General features: G+C 73.5%; 20 protein-coding genes and 1 pseudogene. 7 read left to right on the forward strand and 14 right to left on the reverse strand.

All coding sequences use genetic code 11. The features are described from left to right. The 10 genes and pseudogenes from ABZ858_RS16785 to ABZ858_RS16830 form a co-directional block, all read right to left on the reverse strand. On the reverse strand, positions 1-1,720 hold a 1,720-nt coding region (locus tag ABZ858_RS16785; protein ID WP_361378063.1), incomplete at its 3' end, for an MDR family MFS transporter. A gap of 65 nt (positions 1,721-1,785) precedes the next feature. Then, positions 1,786-2,280 (reverse strand): MarR family transcriptional regulator, encoded by a 495-nt coding sequence (locus ABZ858_RS16790; protein WP_361378066.1) that lies wholly within the window; start codon positions 2,278-2,280, stop codon positions 1,786-1,788. A gap of 230 nt (positions 2,281-2,510) precedes the next feature. Continuing rightward, a complete protein-coding gene (locus tag ABZ858_RS16795) occupies positions 2,511-3,389 on the reverse strand; it encodes an urease accessory protein UreD (protein ID WP_361378816.1) in 879 nt (292 codons plus the stop codon). A gap of 59 nt (positions 3,390-3,448) precedes the next feature. Further along, entirely contained in the window at positions 3,449-4,156 is a 708-nt protein-coding gene (ureG, locus tag ABZ858_RS16800) for an urease accessory protein UreG (protein WP_361378069.1), read from the reverse strand. Positions 4,157-4,266: 110 nt separating this feature from the next. Further along, the gene (locus ABZ858_RS16805) at positions 4,267-4,953 is read right to left on the reverse strand and encodes an urease accessory UreF family protein (RefSeq protein ID WP_361378819.1); all 687 of its coding nucleotides are present in this window, start codon (positions 4,951-4,953) and stop codon (positions 4,267-4,269) included. A 106-nt stretch (positions 4,954-5,059) separates the two neighbouring features. Further along, positions 5,060-6,784, reverse strand: a complete 1,725-nt coding sequence (gene ureC / locus ABZ858_RS16810; RefSeq protein WP_361378072.1) for an urease subunit alpha — start codon at positions 6,782-6,784, stop codon at positions 5,060-5,062. Beyond that, positions 6,784-7,194: an urease subunit beta gene (locus ABZ858_RS16815; protein ID WP_361378075.1), complete on the reverse strand. Its 411-nt coding sequence runs from the start codon at positions 7,192-7,194 to the stop codon at positions 6,784-6,786. The genes ureC and ABZ858_RS16815 overlap by 1 nt, the downstream gene beginning before the upstream one ends. 27 nt (positions 7,195-7,221) lie before the next feature. Beyond that, complete coding sequence (locus ABZ858_RS16820) at positions 7,222-7,536, reverse strand: urease subunit gamma (RefSeq protein ID WP_361378078.1); 315 nt, start codon at positions 7,534-7,536, stop codon at positions 7,222-7,224. A 4-nt stretch (positions 7,537-7,540) separates the two neighbouring features. Further along, positions 7,541-8,476, reverse strand: a complete 936-nt coding sequence (locus tag ABZ858_RS16825; RefSeq protein WP_361378081.1) for an urea transporter — start codon at positions 8,474-8,476, stop codon at positions 7,541-7,543. 559 nt (positions 8,477-9,035) lie between these two features. After that, positions 9,036-9,155: pseudogene (locus ABZ858_RS16830) on the reverse strand (DUF664 domain-containing protein); the annotation flags it as partial. 147 nt (positions 9,156-9,302) lie between these two features. Between ABZ858_RS16830 and ABZ858_RS16835 the strand changes: the two are divergent. Further along, a complete protein-coding gene (locus tag ABZ858_RS16835; protein WP_361378084.1) occupies positions 9,303-9,644 on the forward strand; it encodes a hypothetical protein in 342 nt (113 codons plus the stop codon). A gap of 640 nt (positions 9,645-10,284) precedes the next feature. Here the strand turns inward: ABZ858_RS16835 and ABZ858_RS16840 are convergent. Next, positions 10,285-10,911, reverse strand: a complete 627-nt coding sequence (locus ABZ858_RS16840; protein ID WP_361378087.1) for a TetR/AcrR family transcriptional regulator — start codon at positions 10,909-10,911, stop codon at positions 10,285-10,287. A 139-nt stretch (positions 10,912-11,050) separates the two neighbouring features. Between ABZ858_RS16840 and ABZ858_RS16845 the strand changes: the two genes are divergently transcribed. Then, positions 11,051-11,818 (forward strand): SDR family oxidoreductase, encoded by a 768-nt coding sequence (locus ABZ858_RS16845; protein ID WP_361378089.1) that lies wholly within the window; start codon positions 11,051-11,053, stop codon positions 11,816-11,818. 62 nt (positions 11,819-11,880) lie between these two features. Here ABZ858_RS16845 and ABZ858_RS16850 read toward each other — a convergent pair whose 3' ends face one another. Next, complete coding sequence (locus ABZ858_RS16850) at positions 11,881-12,801, reverse strand: LLM class F420-dependent oxidoreductase (RefSeq protein ID WP_361378092.1); 921 nt, start codon at positions 12,799-12,801, stop codon at positions 11,881-11,883. Positions 12,802-12,967: 166 nt separating this feature from the next. Beyond that, positions 12,968-13,786 (reverse strand): sulfite exporter TauE/SafE family protein, encoded by an 819-nt coding sequence (locus tag ABZ858_RS16855; protein WP_361378095.1) that lies wholly within the window; start codon positions 13,784-13,786, stop codon positions 12,968-12,970. Positions 13,787-13,879: 93 nt separating this feature from the next. Between ABZ858_RS16855 and ABZ858_RS16860 the strand changes: the two genes are divergently transcribed. The 4 genes from ABZ858_RS16860 (at position 13,880) to ABZ858_RS16875 (ending at position 18,556) form a co-directional block, all read left to right on the forward strand. Then, positions 13,880-14,689 (forward strand): helix-turn-helix transcriptional regulator, encoded by an 810-nt coding sequence (locus ABZ858_RS16860; protein ID WP_361378098.1) that lies wholly within the window; start codon positions 13,880-13,882, stop codon positions 14,687-14,689. Between the two features lie 299 nt (positions 14,690-14,988). Further along, complete coding sequence (locus ABZ858_RS16865; protein WP_361378101.1) at positions 14,989-16,551, forward strand: sodium:solute symporter; 1,563 nt, start codon at positions 14,989-14,991, stop codon at positions 16,549-16,551. A 65-nt stretch (positions 16,552-16,616) separates the two neighbouring features. Next, on the forward strand, positions 16,617-17,795 hold the full coding sequence (locus tag ABZ858_RS16870; RefSeq protein WP_361378104.1) for an anhydro-N-acetylmuramic acid kinase: 1,179 nt from the start codon (positions 16,617-16,619) through the stop codon (positions 17,793-17,795). 380 nt (positions 17,796-18,175) lie between these two features. Continuing rightward, positions 18,176-18,556: a thioesterase gene (locus ABZ858_RS16875; RefSeq protein WP_361378107.1), complete on the forward strand. Its 381-nt coding sequence runs from the start codon at positions 18,176-18,178 to the stop codon at positions 18,554-18,556. A 29-nt stretch (positions 18,557-18,585) separates the two neighbouring features. On the opposite strand, the gene ABZ858_RS16880 is transcribed toward ABZ858_RS16875, so the two are convergent. Further along, positions 18,586-19,221 (reverse strand): TetR family transcriptional regulator C-terminal domain-containing protein, encoded by a 636-nt coding sequence (locus ABZ858_RS16880; RefSeq protein ID WP_361378110.1) that lies wholly within the window; start codon positions 19,219-19,221, stop codon positions 18,586-18,588. A gap of 200 nt (positions 19,222-19,421) precedes the next feature. Here ABZ858_RS16880 and ABZ858_RS16885 point away from each other — a divergent pair, with 200 nt between their 5' ends. After that, positions 19,422-20,909, forward strand: coding sequence for an APC family permease (locus ABZ858_RS16885; protein WP_361378113.1), 1,488 nt, complete (start codon positions 19,422-19,424; stop codon positions 20,907-20,909). The last annotated feature ends 14 nt before the right edge of the window (positions 20,910-20,923 follow it).

The raw sequence follows: 20,923 nt of genomic DNA on the forward strand, positions 1-20,923 counted from the left end.
GCCCCACCGCGGCCGGAGCCGCGAACTGATCAGCCGCCACCGCGCCGGCCAACGGCTGCCGCTCCTGCGCCTCCGCCACCACCGGAGCCGCGGCCTGCGCGGGAATCCGGTCTTCGGCCTGCTGCTGGGCGGCCTGGGCCAGCCCACCGCTGGTACGCAACGGAACCTCCTTGATGAAGAGCACGACGACGAGGGCGACGAACGCGCAGGGCGCGCCGTAGAGGAAGACATCGGCGATGCCGTGGCCGTAGGCGCTCTCCAGCCAGGTGCGCACCGCGTGCGGCAGCGCCTTCATGTCGGGCAGCGCCCCGTCCCCGCCCATCGCCTTGGCGGCGGCGGCCCGTGCCTGCGGGGCGAGGGAGGTGATGGTGTCCTTGGCGTGGTCGGCGATCCGGGTGGACATCACCGAGCCGAGCACGCCGACGCCGACCGCGCCGCCGAGGGTGCGGAAGAAGCTGACCGTGGAGGAGGCGGCGCCGAGGTCCTGCGGGGCGACCTGGTTCTGGGTGGAGAGGACCAGGTTCTGCATCGTCATGCCGACGCCGATCCCGAGCAGCGCCATGAAGACGGCCAGCCGCCAGTACGGGGTGTCGTAGCGCATGCTGCCCAGCAGGGCCAGGCCCGCGGTGAGCGACACACAGCCGCTGACCAGCCACGCCTTCCAGCGGCCGGTACGGCTGATGATCTGGCCGGAGACCATGGAGGCGACGAAGAGGCCGCCGATCATCGGGATCGTCATGACACCCGACATGGTCGGCGTCTTGCCCCGGGCCAGCTGGAAGTACTGCGAGAAGAACACGGTGCCCGCGTACATGCCGACGCCGACGAACAGCGAGGCCACCGCGGCCAGCGCGATGGTGCGGTTGCGGAACAGCCGCAGCGGGATGATCGGCGCGCCGGCTCTCGTCTCGGTGAAGACGAACAGCAGCGCCAGCACGATCGTGCCGCCCACCATGAGCGCGGTCTGCCACGACATCCAGTCGTACTTGTCGTTGGCGAAGGTGACCCAGATCAGCAGCAGGGACGCGGCGGCGGTGATGAAGAAGGCACCGGTCCAGTCGACCTTGACCTGGCGCTTGACGACCGGCAGGTGCAGGGTCTTCTGGAGCACCAGCAGGGCGATCAGCGCGAAGGGGATGCCGACGAACAGGCAGTAGCGCCAGCCGAGCCAGCTCGTGTCGGTGATGACACCGCCGAGCAGCGGGCCGCCGACGGTCGCGACCGCGAACGTGGCGCCGGTGTAGCCGGAGTAGCGGCCGCGCTGCCGCGGGGCGATCATCGCGGCCATGATGACCTGCACGAGCGCGGACAGGCCGCCCGCGCCCAGGCCCTGCACGACACGTGCGGTGATCAGCATGGCGGGGTTCTGCGCGAGCCCCGCTATGACCGAACCGCAGACGTAGATGATCAGGGCTATCTGGACGAGCGCCTTCTTGCTCAGCAGGTCGGCGAGCTTGCCCCACAGGGGGACGGAGGCCGTCATGGCGAGCAGCGCGGCCGTGACGACCCAGGTGTAGGCGGACTGGCCGCCGCCCAGGTCATTGATGATCGTCGGCAGGGCGTTGGTGACGATCGTGGAGGACAGGATGGCGGCGAACAGGCCGAGCAGCAGCCCGGAGAGCGCCTCCATGATCTGCCGGTGCGTCATCGGACCACTGTCCGGGGACGTGCCCCCGTGCTTGGCGTGAGCCCGCACACCGTCCGGTGTGGTCGTTGCCATGGGCTTCCTTTGCTTACGTGCGTGCATGCTTGCGTGTTTGCGGGTGTACCGGTGTACGGGTGTACTCAGGTGCTTGCCGGTGTACGGGCGGTGTCGTGGGCCGCGGGCCCGGGGACGCGCACCGCGGTGGCCCGGCAGTCGCCGAAGCTGACGCGCAGCCGGGTCATCAGCCGGATCAGCTGTCCCACCTCGTCGTCGCTCCAGTCGCTCAGCCGTTCGGCGAGCAGCCGCGAGGTCCGCCGGGAGAGGTCGTCGAGCCGGTCGAGGCCCGCGGGTGTCAGGCGCAGGATGCGCGAGCGCTTGTCCACCGGGTCCGGCAGCCGGTCGATCCAGCCGCGCGCCGCGACATGCGCCACGTGCCGGCTGACGACGGACATGTCCACCGCGAGCAGCTCGGCGAGCTTGCTCATGCGCATGTCGCCGTGATGGCCCAGCAGGGTCAGCACGGCGGCGGAGCCGGCCGGGCAGTCGGCCGGCAGGATCCGGCCCAGGTCCCGTTTCACGGCACCGACGGCGCTGAGCTGACGGGCCAGCTCCTCGTACTGCGCCTGCTCGGCCATCACACCTCCGGTAATCGTTGCTTAGAGCAACCATAAGCCCGCCAGGTTGCCTCGGGCACCCAAATCGGCGGGCGCGGGCTAAAAAGTTGGCAAAGGCAAGCATTGCGAACGTAAATGCTGGTGCGGTCGCCCCGGACACGGCGAACGGCCCGGTGCCGTCCGGCCCTGTCGGTGGGACAGGGCCGGACGGCACCGGGCCGGGTTCTTCTCGCGGAGGCGGGCCGCTTCCGTCAGCTCTTGCGCAGATCGGGGGCGGGCACGCCGATCAGCAGACGGCGCAGGGCGTCCCAGGCGGCACGCAGGGCGCGGGCGACCACGGGCGGGTCGCTGCCCATGATCCGGGCCCATGCCCCGCAGTCGTCGGGCAGCACGCTCACGCCGAAGGCCGGTCCGGTGCCGGCCAGTGCCTCGTGCAGGGTGTCGGCGACCTCGGCGGCGGGGGCCAGCGGGGTGAGGGCGTAGAGCGTGGCCATCAGGTCGTGGCCGCCGAAGACCGCCGGGCCGGTCACCGAGCCGGACTCGTGCGGGTCCAGCCGGACGGTGTCCACCACCAGGAGTTCGCCGTCGGGGCGGCTGATCTCCAGGTCGCTGTAGAGCAGGCGGTAGGCGTGCCGCTCGTCCCGGGCCAGCCGGCCCGCCGCGATCGTCTCGCCCAGCAGCACGGTGGCCGTCGGGTCGGCGGTCACCAGGGTCTGCTGGTAGAAGCGGGCGTCCCGGTACGGGATCAGCGGGTCGGGCAGGTACTCGACATAGCTGTCGGCGCCGGCCGTCAGGTGCACGACCTGGGTGGCGTGGTCGAACTCCATCCGGTGCAGCTTGGTGGCGGCCTGGGTGGTCAGGTGCACGGCGGCGCCGGCGCCGCAGTCGATGTCGACGCGGTTGCGGTCCGCCTGGACGATGCCGCCGCCGGTGGACATCAGATAGGTCACCGGCATGTCGGGCCGCGCGGGGTCCACGTACAGCGGGCGCATGATCTGCAGCGGCGACTTCTGGTAGCGGTCGACGAGTTCGGTGCGGTCGCCGACCCGCGCGTAGCGCAGTTCGAGCAGGCCGACCTTGCCGGGGCGCCCGGCGGCCAGGGTGTCCGGAATGCCGGTGAGGCCGAGCATCCGGGCCGGTACCCGCCGGGGTTCGTAGTGTGCGGGGTCCAGCCGCGCGGGCGCCGTGGTCATGCGGAGGCCGCCGCCCGGCCGGCCGGCCGGGCGGCCTCGTGGGCGAGCACGAAGTCGGCGATGGCGTCCAGGCCCTGACCGGTCAGGGAGTTGGTGAGCACCACCGGCCGCCCCTGCCGCACCTCGTGGGCGTCGGACTCCATCCGGTCCAGGTCGCAGCGCACGTACTGGGCGATGTCGACCTTGTTGATGACGAGCAGCTCGCACTCGGTGATGCCCGGGCCGCGCTTGCGGGGCATCTTGTCGCCCTCGGCGGTGTCAAGGACGAACAGGAAGAGGTCGACGAGCGCCGGGCTGAAGGTGAGCGTCAGGTTGTCGCCGCCGCTCTCGAAGAGCAGCGTGTCCACCTCGGGGAAGCGTTCCAGGATCTCGTCGGCGGCGGCCTGGTTCATCGTCGGGTCGTCGCGGACCGCGGTGTGCGGACAGGCACCGGTCTCGACGCCGACGATCCGGTCCGCGTCGAGGATCCCGGCCAGGGTGCGCCGCACATGGGCGGCGTCCTCGGAGGTGTAGATGTCGTTGGTGATCACGGCGGGGGTGCGGCCGCGTTCGATCAGCACCGGCACGAGCGCTTCGATCAGGGCGGTCTTGCCGGAGCCGACCGGCCCGGCGACGCCGACGCGCAGCACGCCGTCCCTGGGCCGCTGGACGAACTCGTCGTGGTCGTGGTGGTGGGAGCCTCGGACCTGTGTGGGGTCGTGCATGGTGGTGATCCTTGTCAGGGGTGGTGGGGTGACTTCACGGGGGGGGAGAGACCTCCGGGGCCCGGTGCCGCAGGCCCGGGAGACACCCGGCCCACGGCACCCCGCAGGCGCTAACTCGCGAACAGCCGGGCCTCGGCCCGTTCGTGCCGGCCGGCCATGACGTCGGCCACGGGGACGCAGCCGCCGAGGTCGGGCAGCTCCCGGCGCAGCGCCTCCTCCACGGTCTCCTCGATCACCGGGGCGGCGCCGTGCAGGACGACCTGCGCCCGGCGGTGGTCGGTGAGCCGCAGCCGCAGAGCGGCGCCCACGAAGCTGGCCGCGAAGGCGAACAGCTCGCAGGTGACCGCCTGCCGCGCGGTGAGGCCGCACCCCGCGTGGACGACCCCGGCGACGACCGGCTGGCAGCCGCGTACCGCGCCCTGCCGGTACAGGGCGCGGTACCGCTCGGTCTGCGGCGCGCCGTAGACCTCGCCGGCCAGGTCGAGCAGCTGGCGTCCGGTGCGTACGGCGGCCTGCCGGGCCTCGCGGCCCAGCTTGGTGGCGTACAGCCGCCGTTCCACGGCGACCACTTGGTCCCAGTCGTCCTCGGTCACCGCGCGGTGGGTGAGGGCGAGGGCGGTGGCGTCGGCCGGTCCCGCGCTGTGGCGGAGCAGGTCGGCCAGGAGGGCGGGCAGGGTGCGCGGGGTGACCGCGCGGGCCTGCTGGAAGCCCTCCAGGCCGTGCGAGAGGGTGTAGTAGCCGCTGGGGAAGGCCGAGTCGGTGAGCTGGAGTCCGGTCAGCAGCGCCGGGATCGGCATCGGGTCGTTCACGCCGGGTTTCCGTTCCTGCCGGGTGGCCGTCCGCGCGGGCCGGCCGGTGGGTGGCCGCGGGGCGCACGGGGCGCCCCGCGGGCCGTGGGAGGGGTCAGGCGATGTAGAAGAGCTGGTTGAGCGGCAGGCGTTCGGCCGGCTCGATGGTGGCCGGCTCGCCGTCGACGGTGACCTTGTACGTCTCCGGGTCCACCTCGATGCGCGGCAGCGCGTCGTTGCGGAGCATGTCCTGCTTGCCGATGGTGCGGCAGCGGCGCACCGGCTCGATCCGCCGCCGCAGGTCCAGTTCGCCGGGGACGCCCGCGGCGATGGACGCCTGGGACATGAAGGTGACGGAGGTGCGCTGGCGGGCCCGGCCGTAGGAGCCGAACATCGGCCGGTAGTAGACCGGCTGGGGGGTCGGCAGGGAGGCGTTGGGGTCGCCCATGAGCGCCCAGTTCACCATGCCGCCCTTGATGATCAGCTTGGGCTTGGCGGCGAAGGAGTGGATCGGCCAGAGCACGATGTCGGCGAGCTTGCCCGGCTCCAGGGAGCCGACCACGTCCGAGGCGCCCACGGCGATCGCCGGGTTGATGGTGAGCTTCGCCAGGTAGCGCAGCACCCGCGCGTTGTCGTTGCGGGAGCTGTCCTCGGCCAGCGCGCCGCGCACCTCCTTGCAGTGGTGGGCGGTCTGGAAGGCGCGGGCGAAGGACTCGCCGACCCGGCCCATGGCCTGGGAGTCGGAGGAGAAGATGCTGATCACGCCGAGGTCGTGCAGCACGGTCTCGGCGGCGATGGTCTCGGCGCGCACCCGGCTGTCGGCGAACGACACGTCCTCGGGGATGTCCCGGGACAGGTGGTGGCAGACCATCACCATGTCCAGCAGTTCGTCGACCGAGTTGATGGTGTACGGCAGGGTGGGGTTGGTGGAGGACGGCAGCACGTTGGGCTCGCCGGAGACCCGCATGATGTCGGGGGCGTGGCCGCCGCCCGCGCCCTCGGTGTGGAAGGTGTGGATGGTCCGGCCGTCGATCGCGGACAGGGTGTCCTCGAAGAAGCCGCCCTCGTTGAGGGTGTCGGTGTGCACGGCGAGCTGGATGTCGTGCTCGTCGGCGACGCGCAGCGCGTTGTCGATGGCCGCGGGGGTGGCGCCCCAGTCCTCGTGCACCTTGAGTCCGGCGACGCCCGCCTCGACCTGCTCGCGCAGCGCCTCGGGCAGGCTGCCGTTGCCCTTGCCGAGCAGGCCGACGTTGACCGGGAGGTCCTCGGCGGCCTCCAGCATCCGGTGGATGTTCCACGGGCCGGGGGTGCAGGTGGTGCCGTTGCTGCCGTCGGTGGGGCCGGTGCCGCCGCCGAAGAAGGTGGTGATGCCGTTGGACAGGCCCTCCTGGGCCTGCTGCGGCGAGATGAAGTGGATGTGGCTGTCGATGCCGCCGGGGGTGGCGATGAGGTGCTCGCCGGAGATGACCTCGGTGCCCGGGCCGATGACCAGCTTGGGGTCCACGCCGTTCTGCGCGTGCGGGTTGCCGGCCTTGCCGACGCCGACGATCAGCCCGTCGCGTACGCCGATGTCGCCCTTGACGACGCCGAGGACCGGGTCGAGGACCACGACGTTGGTGATGACCAGGTCGAGGGCGCCCTCGCGGTTGAGCGCGGCGGGGTCCTGGGCCATGCCGTCGCGGATCGCCTTGCCGCCGCCGTAGACGGCCTCGTCCCCGTAGGAACCGGCGTTGTGGTCGTGCTCGACCTCGACCACCAGATTGGTGTCGGCCAGGTGGAACCGGTCGCCCACGGTGGGGCCGAACAGGTCCGTGTACTGCTTGCGCGGGATGAGCGCCATCAGTGGTCGGCCCTCTCGTTCTCGGTGCCGGCGTTCCCTGCGGTGCCGGCGAAGCCCAGGTGTTCGGCGCGGCGCAGTGCGGCGCGCCGGGTGTCGGCGGCGTTCAGGCCGCCGTTGACGAGTCCGGTGAAGCCGACGAGCCGCCGGGTCCCGCCGAAGGCGACCAGCTCGACCTCGCGGGTGTCCCCGGGCTCGAAGCGCACGGCAGTGCCGGACGGGATGTCCAGGTGCATGCCGTAGGCGGCCTCGCGGTCGAACCGCAGTGCGCGGTTGGCCTCGAAGAAGTGGTAATGGGAGCCGATCTGGACGGCGCGGTCACCGGTGTTGGCGACGGTCACGCTTGCCTTGGCCCGGCCGGGGTTGATCTCCACGGGGTCGTCCCCGTAGAGGTAGTGTGCTCCACCCGACATCGTTGTCTCCTACTTTCAGGCGGTGGTTCAGGCGGTGGTCGCGCTGATGGGGTCGTGGCAGGTGACGAGCTTGGTGCCGTCCACGAACGCGGTCTCGACCTGGAGGACGGTGAGCATGTCGCGCACGCCGGGCATGACCTCGTCGGCGCTGACGACCTTGCGGCCCAGTTCCATGCACTCGGCCACGGTGTGGCCGTCGCGGGCGGCCTCCAGGACGGCCTCGGTGATCAGCGCGGCCGCTTCGCTGTAGTTGAGCTTGGTGCCCCGGGCCCTGCGGCGGCGGGCCAGGTCCGCGACCACGTAGACGTGGAGCTTGTCGATTTCGCGCGGTGCGAGGTTCATGGCGTCACTTCGCTTTCTCCAACGAGATGCCGGGCCGGTCCAGGGCGGGAACGGCCGCGAGGAAGAGCCAGGTCGTCACGACGAACGGCCAGGTGTAGGGGGAGCCGCCGGAGGGCTGGGCGAAGGCCTGCCAGGCGGCGGTGAAGGGGACCGAGGCGACGGCGGCGAGCGTCGCGTAGCCCGCGGTCCACGGCGTGCGGGCGAGGAAGGTGGCGCCGAGCGCGATGGCGACGAGCACCGCGTTGTAGCCGAACAGCCCTTCGCTGATCCGGTCGTCGGGCAGGCCCATGGCACAGGCGGTGACGATGGCGACGGCACTGCCGCAGGCGGCGGCGAGGGCGGCGGCCCGGGAGGCGACGAGCAGCCCGGCCAGCAGGATCAGGCCCGCGTACCACTTGTCGAGGAAGAAGACCTGGCCGATGTTGTCGCAGAAGGCCCGGCCGAGTTCGGCGGCCGACAGGGAGGTGAACCCGTCGCCCTCGATCGGCGCCGCGGCCGGGGCGGCCGGGGCGGCCGGCACCGCGATCGCCAGCACTCCGGAGACCAGGCAGAAGGGGGCGGTCAGCGCGGGCAGTCCGACACGGCCGAGGAGCCGGCCGGCCGCCGCCCCGGCGACCGCGCAGACGGCGCCGGCGAGCACGGCGAGCAGCGCGGTCCGCCAGGAGGCGCCGAACCGGACGACGACGGCGATGCCGGTCAGGCAGCCGCAGTAGCCTTCCAGGCCCTTGGCCAGGCCGTCCCGGTCGGCGCCCAGCAGGGCGGCGGCCCCGGTGGACGCGGCGGCGCCGAGCAGACCGTAGAGGCCGATGCGCCAGCCGTCCGCGAACAGGGCGACGGCGAACAGCAGACCGGTCCACGGGCTGGCGCTCAGGGCGACCTGGGCGATGCCCCGCAGATGCATCCGGCCCACGTCGCCGGGGAGCAGGCTTCCGCGAAGCACCCGCCCTCCACCAGGCATGCCTTCTCCTCGTTCACGGCGCACCGCAGCGTCAACGCCCGCTGATTCACGGCAAGATGCTGCTTGATCAACAACTTGTTGAAGGCTACGCCTGGACTTCAGGAGAAAGTACGCCAACGCCCGGTGACGAAATGGGCACCACGCGGAATCGATGCTGGTGACGAAGGGGTACGTGCGGGTAGGAATGCCGTCTTCCTGATCTCAAACCTGTAATCTTGGCCAGCCCTTGGGGTTTTCCAGATGAAAAACCAACCAAAGGACGGCACGGCATTTCAGCATCCGGATACGGGTACGGGGGAACCGCCGGAGAACTGCCAGGAAAGTCGCCAAGCCGGTGAATTCATGGCACGACGAAGTGCCGCCGTCCCCGCGCACAGGGGGCGGCGGCACCGGCCACCGTGGCGCTCAGGGCACGCCCGAGTCCCCTTCTTCACTGTCAGCTCTCCCCGCCCCGCACTCCGCCCACCACGCCGGGTCGTCCCGGGCAGGCTGCTGTTGTCCTTGTGCATCCCGGCGGCGCCGTCGGCGAGTTCACGGAGGATGTCGGCGTCCGCGGGCGGCGCACCTCGTACTCCGAGAGCCCTTCGAGCTTCCACAGCAGGGCGTCCCGGGCGGTCTGGAGGTAGTGGCGGAGGTGGGACTTGGCATCGGTCGCGGTCATGGGGTCAGTCTGCCGTGTACATGATCTCCGTCCGCCGCCTTTTCCCTCACCAAAGGGGTCGTGGTGTGGGAGATGTGCGCGGTGGGTACGCGGGGCCATCGGACACCTCGGCGGCACGGCGAGGTGACAGTGCAAGGAGGGAAGATCATGAAGAAGCTGACGCGGCGCATCGCGATGACAGGGGTTTCCGCCGCGGTGGCGGGAGGCGCCCTGTTCGCTACCGGCGGTTCCGCGATGGCGGCCACGTCGGCGTCGTGCGGCGGCGCCGGCCATACGCCGGCCCGGCACTCCGTGGCCGCCCCCGCGCACCACTCCTCCGCGTACCGCGCCGTCTCCGCCCGGCACCCCGCCCCCGTCACCCACCGGCACATCGACCAGTGGGTCGCGGACCAGATCGCGTGGTTCCTCCCGTCGGCCGCCCAGCGGCTGGCGATCTACGACCCGTGGGTGAAGGACCAGCTGGCGCTGTTCGGGCTGGACGGCCGGTAGCGGCGCGGGGTGCGGGCGGGCCGGCGGGACCGGCGGCTGTACGTCGGCGCGGCGGGTCAGTGGGGCCGATGCCGATACGGCGGTGGAGGCGGCGGTACGCCGGTGAGGCCGGCGACGCGGGCAGGCCGGTAGCTCGTTGCGTGCCGGCGTCGCCCACGGGCCGCGTCGGGCGGGCTCGGGCTCCGGAGTCGAGCGTGCTCGGCGCGTCCACCGGCTCGGCGCCCCGATTCCGCCGCTCCCGGCTCCGGCGCCGACCTGCCACCGAGCGAGCACCGCGCCCGGCCCGCTCCTCCCCGGCGCCCAGATCCCGCCCGGGCTTGAGCCTGCCCACCGCCGTCCCGGCGCCGACGTTCGATACGGCCCCGTACCGGGCGAACGGTGAACGCCTCATCCACACGATCACCGACCCGGCGACCAGTCACCGCAGCCCCGCGCCCCGGCTTCTCTCGCCGAACGGCGCGGCAGCGCGTCCATCGGCCCACGCGCCCCTGATCCACCGCACAGACCCACGGCTCGCTCCTCCGGCGTCTCCCCGACGCCGGAGGAGCGCCGCGCGCGGAGGCCCGCCCCGTTCAACAGCGCCCACACCGGTCCCCGGTCCCCGCTCCCGGCCTCGCCCGCAACCGTCGCAGCGCGGCGCTCAGCGGGCGAGCAGCGAGTCCGCCAGGGCCGTCGCCGTGGTGGTGTCCAACGGGGCGTGGCCGAGCAGGAAGCGGTACCAGAAGAAGCCGTAGAACTGGTCTACGAGGAGGTCGAGGTCCTGGTCGGCGGCGAGTTCGCCGCGGTCGCGGCCGCGTTCCAGGAGCCGGCGTACGGCGGTCCGGCGGGTCCGGGTGAAGGTGCGGACGAGGTCGGCCAGGTGGGGGTCGCGGGCCGCCTCCTGGACGAGGGCGCGCAGGACCGGCCCGGTGGGCGGGCGCTGGGACGCCTCGAAGGTGGCGACCGCGAGCGCGCGCAGGTCCTCGCGCAGGCCGCCGGTGTCCGGTGCGGGCACGTCCTGGGCGGCCCGGTCGCTGAGCGCGTCCAGCAGGACGGCGCCCTTGGACGGCCACCACCGGTAGAGGGTCTGCTTGCCGACGCCCGCCGCCCGCGCGATGGTCTCCACGGTCACCGGAGCCCCGTCGGCGTCGGTGAGCAGGGCGAGGGCCGCGTCGAGGATGGCCCGGCGGGCGGCCTCGTTGCGCCGCCGGCCGGTGTGGGGGCGGCGCGCCGCGCCGGGGGTGGCGGCTGGTTCTTCCGTGCCCATGGGGTCGTCCTCTCCGTGCATGACGCCATCATCCTCTCCAGAATCCCTTGACGAGAACCACGGTCTCGACAACACTTTGACGAGACCGCCGTTCTCGGCAACCGGCAACCGGCCGGGACGGCGGGTGATACGCACGGTCGTACGCAGAGAGGGCACACCCATGAGCAGCACTGCGAAGAACCCCGCCTCCCCCGTCGCCAGCCCCCTGGAGGGACGGCGTGTCGTCGTCATGGGCGGCAGCTCGGGGATAGGCGAGGCGACGGCCGCGTTCTTCGCGGCGGACGGCGCGGAGGTGGTGATCACCGGCCGTGACCAGGGGCGGCTGGACGCGGCCGCCGCCCGGATCGGCGGCAAGGTGTCGGCGTACCGGGTGGACGCGGGCGACCCGGAGGCGGTCGACGCGTTCTTCGCCGGCTTCGGCGCCGTCGACCACCTGATCCTCGCGCTCAGCGGCGCCAAGGGCGGCGGCCCCTTCGCCGAGCTGGACCTGGCCGATCTGGCGGCGGGCTTCGACGGCAAGTTCTGGCCGCACGTCCGCGTCCTGAAGGCGGCCCTGCCCACACTCGGCCGGGACGGCTCGGTGACGCTGGTGACAGCGGCCTCCGCGCACGCCGCGCTGCCCGGCACCGCCGGTCTCGCCGCGATCAACGGCGCCCTGCAGGCGATGGTCCCGCCGCTCGCCGTGGAGCTGGCCCCGCTGCGGGTCAACGCCGTCGCGCCGGGCCTCGTCGACACCCCGTGGTGGGACGGCGTACCGGACGAGCAGCGCAAGGCGCTCTTCGAGAAGGTCGGCGCCGCCACCCCGGTGGGCCGCGTCGGCCGCCCCGAGGAGGTCGCCCGCGCCATCCACATGCTCGCGGCCAACGGTTTCATCACCGGTGTGGTGCTGGACGCGACGGGCGGCGCCAATCTGGCGACGGGCCGCTGAGCCATCGCGAGCCACCGCGGGCGGATGCCGGCGATGGCTCGCGGGACCGTCCGCCGGGCCGGTCAGGCCAGTGCGCCCAGGGCCTCCCAGGTGCGCAGCCGGTCGTCCGGGCCACCGAGTTCGCTGCCGGAGACGACGACCTCGGTGGCGCCCGCGTCCCGATAGGCGCGGACCGTCTCGGCGAGGTGCTTCGCGTCGCCGATGGCGGCCAGCTCGGCGGCGTGGCCGACGCCGGACTGCTCGATGACACGGGCGTAGGACGGGATCTGCTGGTAGAAGGTGAGCGCCTCGTGGACGGTCGCGCGGACCCGGTCGGGCTCGTTGGTGACGACGGCGGGGACGAACGCGACGACCCGGGGCGCGGGGCGGCCCGCCTCCTCGGCGGCGCGGGTGACGGCCGGGACGATGTGTTCCGCGAGGGCGCGCGGTCCCGCGAGGTAGGGCAGGATGCCGTCGGCGAGCCGGCCGCTCACCCGCAGCGCCTGCGGCCCCATGGCGGCGACGAGCAGCGGCACCGGCGGCTCGGCGCCCGGCACGGCCGCGGGCCGCAGGGTGCGCGCGGTGAGCAGTTCGCCCCGGAAGTCCGCGCTGCCCGTCTCGGTCAGCGGGCGCAGCGCGGTGAGGAACTCCCGCAGCCGGGCCACGGGCCGTTCGAAGGGCAGCCCGAAGGCTTCTTCCGTGAACAGCTGCGTGCCGAGGGCGAGCCCGAGGTGGTAGCGCCCGCCGAGGGCGGCCTGGACGGTCCGGGCCTGGCCGGCGACCAGCAGCGGATGGCGGCCGAAGACGGGCAGCGCGGCGGTGCCGAAGTGGATGCCGGGCACCTCGCGGCCGACGATCGCGGCGAGCGTCGGGGCGTCGTAGCCGAAGGCCTGGCCGAACCAGACGGAGGTGAGGCCGGCCGCCCGTGCCTCGCTCACCTGGCGCACCACCTCGTCCAGGGGCGGTGCGGAACCTGTCATGTCGATGGTCGCTCCCACAGTCATGAAGATGCCAACGACCGTGACCGGCGCGGGTGTTCCGCCGCGCGTATGAACGCTGTGTGTCGGGGTGGGCTCTGCGTGTAGGGGTGGATGTGTGTGTGTCGGGGTGGACCGTGAGCCGCACGGACACGGTGAGGCAGGCGGACACGGTGAGCCGGGCCCGCCGCCGTCACGTCCCGGTGACGAGCATGACGACCAGGACGAGGGCGAGCAGGGCCACGTAGGCGGCGGAGTGCAGCCGGTCGGGGACGTGCGCGCCGAGCCTTCTGACCAGGGCGATGGTGGGCAGTGAGCCGCAGAGCAGGGCGGCGCACGCCACGAGGTCGACGTAGCCGATGTAGCCGACGCGGCCGGGGTGCGCGGGGGCGGCGGGTGCCAGTGCGTAGACGAGGCTGCCCGCGAGGGCGACCGGCACGCTGAGCGGGTTCGCCAGCGCGGTGGCGGCCGCCATGGGCAGTCCGCGGCGGCGCAGCAGCGGGACCGTCATGACGCTGCCGCCGACACCCAGGCTCGCGGCGACCGTGCCGATGCCGACGCCGCCGAACGTGGTCGTGAACCGGCCGAGCGGTCGCGGCGGCCCGTCGTCCGGGACCGCGAGGAACCCCTTGCGCAGCAGGCTGTCCGCGATCGTGACCAGCAGGTACGCGGCGAACAGCATGTGCAGCAGGCCGCCGCTGAGCCGGGTGGCGGCCAGTGAGCCGAGTGCCGCGCCCAGCAGGACGAAGCCGGCCAGCGGCCACACGTACTCCTGCCGCAGCCGGCCGGCGCGGCGCTGCGCGAGTGTGGCGGTCACCGCGTTGACGACCATGACGGCCGTCGAGGTCGCGACGGCCACGTGCATGGCGTCGGCGGCGCCGTCATGCGCCGTGGCGAGCAGGGAGCCGTAGACGACGGGGACGGTGACGAAGCCGCCGCCGAAGCCGAACAGCACCGTGGTGACGCCGGTCAGGCAGCCGAACAGGAGGAGGGTGAGGAACGAGGTCAGCACGTGGGAAACGCTAGGAAGCGGCGCGGGTGGCGGGCAATCGACCGTTCGCCAGGTTCTTACGCGCAGCCGACAGCCGGAGGTAGGGTCGGCCGCGTGCGCAACGTTCCCGTCGCCGAGGTGGACGGCCTGGACCGCGCGGTGCTCGCCATCGGCACCGACTACCCGGACGAGCATCTGCTGCCCTTCCACGAGCACCGCCGCGCCCAGGTGCTGTACGCGGCGACGGGGGTGATGCAGGTGGAGACGGCGGACGGCGCCTGGACGGTGCCCACGGCCCGCGCGGTCCTGGTGCCGCCCCGCGTCCCGCACCAGGTCACCATGACCGGGGTCAGCACCCGCAGCCTGTACATCGAGCCGGACGCCGTTCCGTGGTTCCCGGGGCGCTGCCGCGTGGTGGACGTGTCCGCGCTGCTGCGGGCGCTGATCCTGGCGGCCGTCGACATGGCGCCCCGCTATCCCGCGCACGGCCGGGACGCGGCGGTCGTCGACCTGCTCCTGCACGAGCTGCGGAACCTGGCGCCGCTCCCCCTGGACGTGCCGCTGCCCGCCGACCCCGGGCTGCGGCGGCTGTGCGTCGCGTTCCTGGCCGCCCCCGACATCCACGACCCGCCCGCCCGCTGGGCCGCCGCCCTGAACGTCAGCGAACGCACCCTCGGCCGGCTGTTCCGGCGCGGTACGGGGCTGAGCTTCGCGCAGTGGCGGCAGCGCGCCTGCGTGCTGCGGTCGGTGCACGCGCTGGCCGCGGGGACTCCGGTGACCCGGGTCGCGGTCTCCCTCGGGTACGAGAATCCCGCCGCGTTCACGGCGGCGTTCCGCGCCCTGCTGGGCCGCGCGCCCTCCGCGTACCGGGACCGGCCGCCGACGGACGCACCCGGTACGCGCCGCGACCGGGCGGGCGGGTGAGGCGGTGCCCGGCGGCTGGGCGAGGCGGTGCCCGGCGACTGGGTGAGGCGCGGTCACGCGGCCGGGAGGGGCGCGGTCACGCGGCTGGATGAGGCGCGGTGCCGCAGCCGGGTGGGACGCGGTGCCGCAGCCGGGTGAGGCTTCGTCACGCGGCCGGGTGAGGTGGGCCGTCCGGTGTCCGCCGGTGGGGGAAACGCCGGTGGCGGACCTGGCGCGGACGGGGTGCGGCGGGGATGCTGTCCGGGGCACAGCCGCCCCGCGCGCCGATGCCGCCCACGTCCCCTCCCCCAGGAGGCCCCGTGCGCCACCTCGACCTCGTAGTGATCGCCGTGTATCTGGTCGCGGTCGCCTGGCTCGGCCTGCGGCTGTCGGGGCGGCAGGGTTCGGCCGAGGAGTACTTCACCGGCGAGGGGCGGATGCCGTGGTGGACCGTGTGCTTCTCGGTGGTGGCCACCGAGACCAGCGTGCTCACGGTGATCAGCATCCCGGGCGGCGCCTACGGCGGCCAGGCGTTCGGCAACGTGGAACTCGCGCTGGGCTATGTGATCGGGCGCGTCGCCGTCGCCGCCTGGCTGGTCCCGCTCTACCGGCGGGGCGGCTTCGTCAGCGCCTACGCCTACCTCGGGGACCGCTTCGGCCACCGCCTCCAGGGACTGGCGTCGGTCACCTTCGTGGGGACCCGGCTGCTCGCGGAGGGCGTACGCCTGTTCGCCTCCGCCATTCCGATCAAACTCCTGCTGGACGAGCTGGGCGTCGGCGCCGACTACCGGACGATCATCGTGGCCATCACCGCGGTCACCGTGGTGTACACGTTCCTCGGCGGCATCAAGGCGGTCATCTGGACCGACGCCGTGCAGATGCTGCTCTATCTGGGCGGCGCGCTGCTGGCGATCGCGGTGCTCTCGGGGCACGTCGGGGCGCGGGGCTTCGGCGCCGCGCTGCACAGCGGCCATCTGCGCGTCTTCGACCCGGACTTCACGCCCGCGCACATCCTGACCAGCTCCTTCGCCCTGCCCACCGCGATCCTCGGGGGCGCCGTCTTCGCCATGGCCAGCCACGGCTCGGACCAGCTGATCGTGCAGCGCGTGCTGGCCACCCGCGACCTGCGCGCCGGCCAGAAGGCGCTGATCGGTTCGGGGATCTTCATCACCGTCCAGTTCGCGGCGTTCTCCCTCGTCGGCGCGCTGCTGTGGGCGTACCACGGCGGCCGGTCCGTCACCGGGCTCGGGCTGCGCGGCTCGGACGACCTCTATCCGGACTTCATCCTCCACGGCCTGCCGGTGGGCGTCTCGGGGCTGCTGGTGGCCGGCATCCTGGGCGCGGCCATGGGGTCGCTGTCCTCGGCGCTCAACTCGATGTCCCACTCCACCGTCTCCGACCTGGTCCGCGGCCTGCTGCGGCGTACGCCCTCCGAGGCGGCCATGCTGCGGCTGGCGCGCGGGACGACGCTGGTGTGGGCGGTCCTGATGGCGGTCTTCGCCTGCGCGTTCAGCACCGGCACGGGCAACGTCTACCTCACCGGCCTGACCATCGCCGGGTACACCTACGGCGCCCTGCTCGGCGCGTTCCTGCTCGGCCGCCTGGTTCAACGGGCCGACGAGAAGGACTCGCTGGTGGCGTTCGTGGTGACCGTGGCGGTGATGACGTATCTGGTGCGGGGCGTCCGGATCGACACGGTCGTCGCGGGCGCCACCGTGTCCGCGGGCATCGCCGCGCAGTGGCTCGTACCGGCCGGTGTGGTCCTGACCCTGGCCGTGGGCGGCGCGCTGAGCCTCCTGCACCGGCCACCGGCCGATGACGACGCCGCCGCCGTACCGGACCCGCCGCAGGAGGCGGCGCCGCAGGGCGCCCGGTCCGTCTGACGCACCGGAGCCCGCCGCCGCCCGTCCGGGGCCTCCCCGGCCGCCTACGAAGGGACGCGGTCGCCTTGCGCGTGATCGGTCTGATGTCGGGCACCTCCTACGACGCCGTCGACGCGGCCGCCACCGAACTGCGTCTCGAAGGCGACGAGTTGGTCATGTCGCCGCTCGGCGCGATCAGCGTGCCCTGGCCCGGGGAGGTGCGCCGGGGCATCGAGGACGTGCTGCCGCCCGCGGTCACCACCGCCGAGGCCGTCTGCCGCCTGGACACCGACGTGGGCCGGGTCTTCGCCGACGCCGCCGTACGGGCCGTCGAGGCGCTGTGCCCCGGCGGTGCGGATCTGGTGGTCTCGCACGGCCAGACCGTCCACCACTGGGTGGAGGACGGACGGGTCCGCGGCACCCTCCAGCTCGGCGCACCGGCCTGGATCGCGGAGGCGACCGGCCTGCCCGTCGTCTCCGGCCTGCGCGGCCGCGACGTGGCCGCGGGCGGCCAGGGGGCGCCGCTGGTCAGCATGGTCGATGCCCTGCTGCTGCGCGGACGGCCGGGGGTGGCCGCCGCGCTCAATCTCGGCGGCATCGCCAACATCACCGTGCTCGACCCGCGGACCGGCCCCCTCGCCTTCGACACCGGCCCCGCCAACGCGCTGCTCGACGCCGCCGTACGGCACTTCACCGGCGGCGTACGGCACTACGACGAGGACGGCCGCGGCGCCGCGCGCGGCCGGGTCAGCCCCGGGCTGCTGGCGCTGCTGCTGGCCGAGCCCTACTACCGGCGGCCCGCCCCGAAGACCACCGGCAAGGAACTGTTCCGCCTGGACCGGCTGCTGGACGCGCTCGCCGCCGAGCCCGTACCCGAACCCGACGACGTGCTGGCCACGCTGACCCGGCTGACCGCGGTGACGGTCGCGGACGCCTGCCGCGCACACGGCGTCGGTGAACTCGTCGTCTCCGGCGGCGGAGTCCGCAACCCGGTGCTGCTGCGCGTGATCGGCGAGGAACTGCCCGGCGTGCGAGTCCTGCCGAGCGACGCCCTGGGACTGCCGGCCGCCGCCAAGGAGGCCCTCGCCTTCGCGGTCCTGGGCTTCCTGACCGTGCACGGCCTGCCCGGCACGGTGCCCTCGTGCACCGGGGCCCGGCACGCCTCGCTGCTGGGCGGCATCACTCCCGGCCGGGAGCCGCTGCGCCTTCCCCCACCGGCCGCCGACGCACCGACGCGGCTGCGGATCGCCCCTCCCCCGCGCTGAACCCGTGCCCCGCCCGTCACCGCGCTCCTCCCGGAGAACCCCGTGGCCCGCAGGAACCGTTCGCCTCTCGGCCGCGCCCTGGCCGCCGCCGCGGCCGCCGCCGTCATGCTCGGCACGGCGGCACCTGCGCTCGCCCCGGCAGGCCGGCCGACTGCTGCGGGGCGGGCCGCCGGGTAGGCGGCGGACGCCGCGGGGCGGCGGCCCCGCCTACCCGGCGGCGGACGCGGTCCAGCGGATCGAGCCGGTGACGGTCTCCCCCGGCATCACCGTCACCGGTGACGCGAGAGCGCGAGCGTGGCCTCCGGCCACCGGCCCGTCGCCGCCGGCCTCCTGCTCCACCGGCCCGCTTCCCGACCGTCCGGCCGCGATAGCGTGGGGGAATGCGCTACGAGGTGACCGACGAGGACACGGCGGCGGCGGTGGGCAGCGGAGACGTGCCCGTGCTGGCCACGCCCCGGCTGATCGCGTGGCTGGAGGCGGAGACGGTACGGGCCGCCGCGCCGTTCACCGCGGCGGGCGAGACGACCGTGGGCACCGCGATCCGCGTACGGCACCTGCGCGCCACCCTGGTGGGCGGCCGCGTCGAGGTCGTGGCCGAACCGCCCGCCGCGCCGGAGGGCCGCCGGCTCACCTTCGCCGTGCGGGCCGTCGACGGTTCGGGCGAGGTGGTGGCGGCCGGCGAGATCGACCGCGCGGTCGTCGACCGCGAGCGGTTCCTCGCCTCGGCGCCCGATCCCGCGGCGGGCGGCTCCGGCCGGTAAGGGCCGCGCTCACGCCGAGGCCATCCTGGTCAGCCCAGCGGCCGCGTCGCGTGGCGCGCCGCGCGCCGGGCGGTCTCCAGGGCCCCTTCCCGGGTGGCACCGCGCAGGCCGAGGACGACGCGGGTGCTGAGTCCGTCGAGGAGGGCGAGGAGTTCGTCGGCGGCCGCCGGGACCTCCTGCGCCGTCAGGCCGAGGCGTCCCTGGCGCACCCCGCGGAGCAGCAGTTGCTCCAGGTCCTCCTGCCAGGCCCGGTCGATCTCCTCCTGGGCCGCGGTGAGTTCGCCGTCGCGCGCGGACCGCGCCCACAGCTCGACCCACAGCATCCAGCGGGAGTCCCGGGGGCCCTCGGGGAGGTAGAGGCCGAGGAAGGCGTCCAGGCGGCGCGGGACGGTGGTGCGGCGCGAGAGCAGGGCGCGGCGGTCCTCGGTCAGCCGGTCCTCGCTCCAGCGCAGCGCTTCCAGGAGCAGCCGGTCCTTGCTGCCGAAGTAGTACAGGATGTGGCCGCCGGAGGTGCCCAGGCGCTCGGCCAGTCCGGACATGGTGAGCGTGGCCAGGCCGTGCTGCGCGATGGCGCGCATCGCCTCTTCCAGCATGCGTTCACGGGCGACCGCGCCGCCGCGCCTGCGTCGTGCCCCCTGCGCCCCCTGCGCCACCTGTGCCGTCACGCCGGCCAGTCTAGCGGCACCGCCCGATTTTTTTGAACGCTGGTCAAGTTTTGGATGGCCTCCGGTCGACCTCTTGACAGGACAGGACCGCCGTACACATCTTGTATGGCGTTCAAAGTCCTTGAATCGCGTTCAAGAAACCTCTTCCTCTTCGGCTCCTCCGCACGCGGTTCGCCGCCCGATCCCGGGGATGCACCTCCATGACGCACACTCCTGCGGACACACCGCACGGCACCTCACCGCCGACGCCCGCCCCCGCCTCCCCCGTCTCCGTCTCCCCCGTCGCGTCGGCCGCCGCCGCCGACGTGGCGGACATGGCCGGTGCGGCGGAGGGCGCCGCGGCGCCCGGCCTCGCCCGGGTCCTCGGCCCGGTGGGCGCCGTCCTGCTCACGCTCTCCTGCATCACCCCCGCCTCGTCCCTGTTCATCCTCGTCCCCGAGCTGTTCGCCGGACAGGGCACGGGCGCCCCGCTGACCATCGTGGTGGGGATCGTCATCTCGATCGCCGTGGGCGCGTGCTACGCCGAACTCGGCACCCTGACCCCGAGTTCCGGCGGCGAGTACGCCATGGTGGACGCGCTGCTCGGGCGTTTCCTCGGCTGGGTGACCTTCGCGATGACCATCGCGATGCTCGTGGTCATCCCGCCGGTGATCGCGCTGGGCATGGCCGACTACCTCGCCGACCTCGTCCGGGTGGACCCGCAGGTCGCCGGGTGTGCGGTGATGCTCGTGGCGATCGCCACGGCCGTCCTGGACATCAAGTCGAACGCGCTGGTCACCGGCGCCTTCCTGATCCTCGAACTGATCGCCGCCGCGGTGGTGGCGGCGCTCGGGCTGACCCATGTCCACCGCTCGCCGTCCGTCCTCATCCACCCCGAGGTGCACGCGGCGACCGCCGGGCAGTCCACCTTCACCCTGGGGCTGCTCGTCTCCGGCCTGGCCGCCGCGATGTTCGTGGTCAACGGCTTCGGCACCGCCTCCTACCTCGCCGAGGAAATCCACCAGCCCCGCCGCAACGTGGCGCGCACCGTCTTCTGGTCGCTGTTCATCGGGGCCGCCGTCATCGTCGTCCCGGCGGTCGCCGCCGTGCTCGGCACCGGCTCGACCCGGGCCCTGTCCACCGCGACCTTCTCCGATCTGGTGCGCGGCTGGGCCGGCGACACCACGGCCACCGTCATCGACCTGTGCGTCGCCCTCGCCATCCTCAACGCCGTGCTGGTGATGGTGCTGCAGAACGCCCGGGTCGTCTACGCCTCCGGCCGGGACCGGGCCTGGCCCGCACCGGTCAACCGGGCGCTGACCCGGCTGCACCCCCGCTTCGGCTCCCCGTGGGTCGCCACCCTCGCCATCAGCCTGCCCGGCGCGGCGCTGGCCGCCTTCGCCGACCTGTCCACGCTGTACGAGGCCACCGGCGCGATCCTCGCCGTGGTGTACGTGCTGCTCGCGCTCGCCGCCCTGGCCGCCCGCCGCGGCACGCTGCGCGAGCGGCCCGCCTGGCGGATGCCGCTGTGGCCGCTGGCACCGGTCGTCGTGCTCGCCTCCGTCGGTTACGTCCTGTACCAGCAGGCCGGACGGGATCTGGCCATCACCGGCGGCGTCATCGTCCTCGCCGCCCTCTACTACGCCCTCTACCTGCGCCGCCACCCCCACGACCGGTGGCAGGTCGCCGCTCCCGACGACGACAGCTGAGCCGCACGGCGCAC

This window comes from Streptomyces sp. NPDC047017 (assembly GCF_040644175.1).
Classification (GTDB): Bacteria; Actinomycetota; Actinomycetes; order Streptomycetales; family Streptomycetaceae; genus Streptomyces.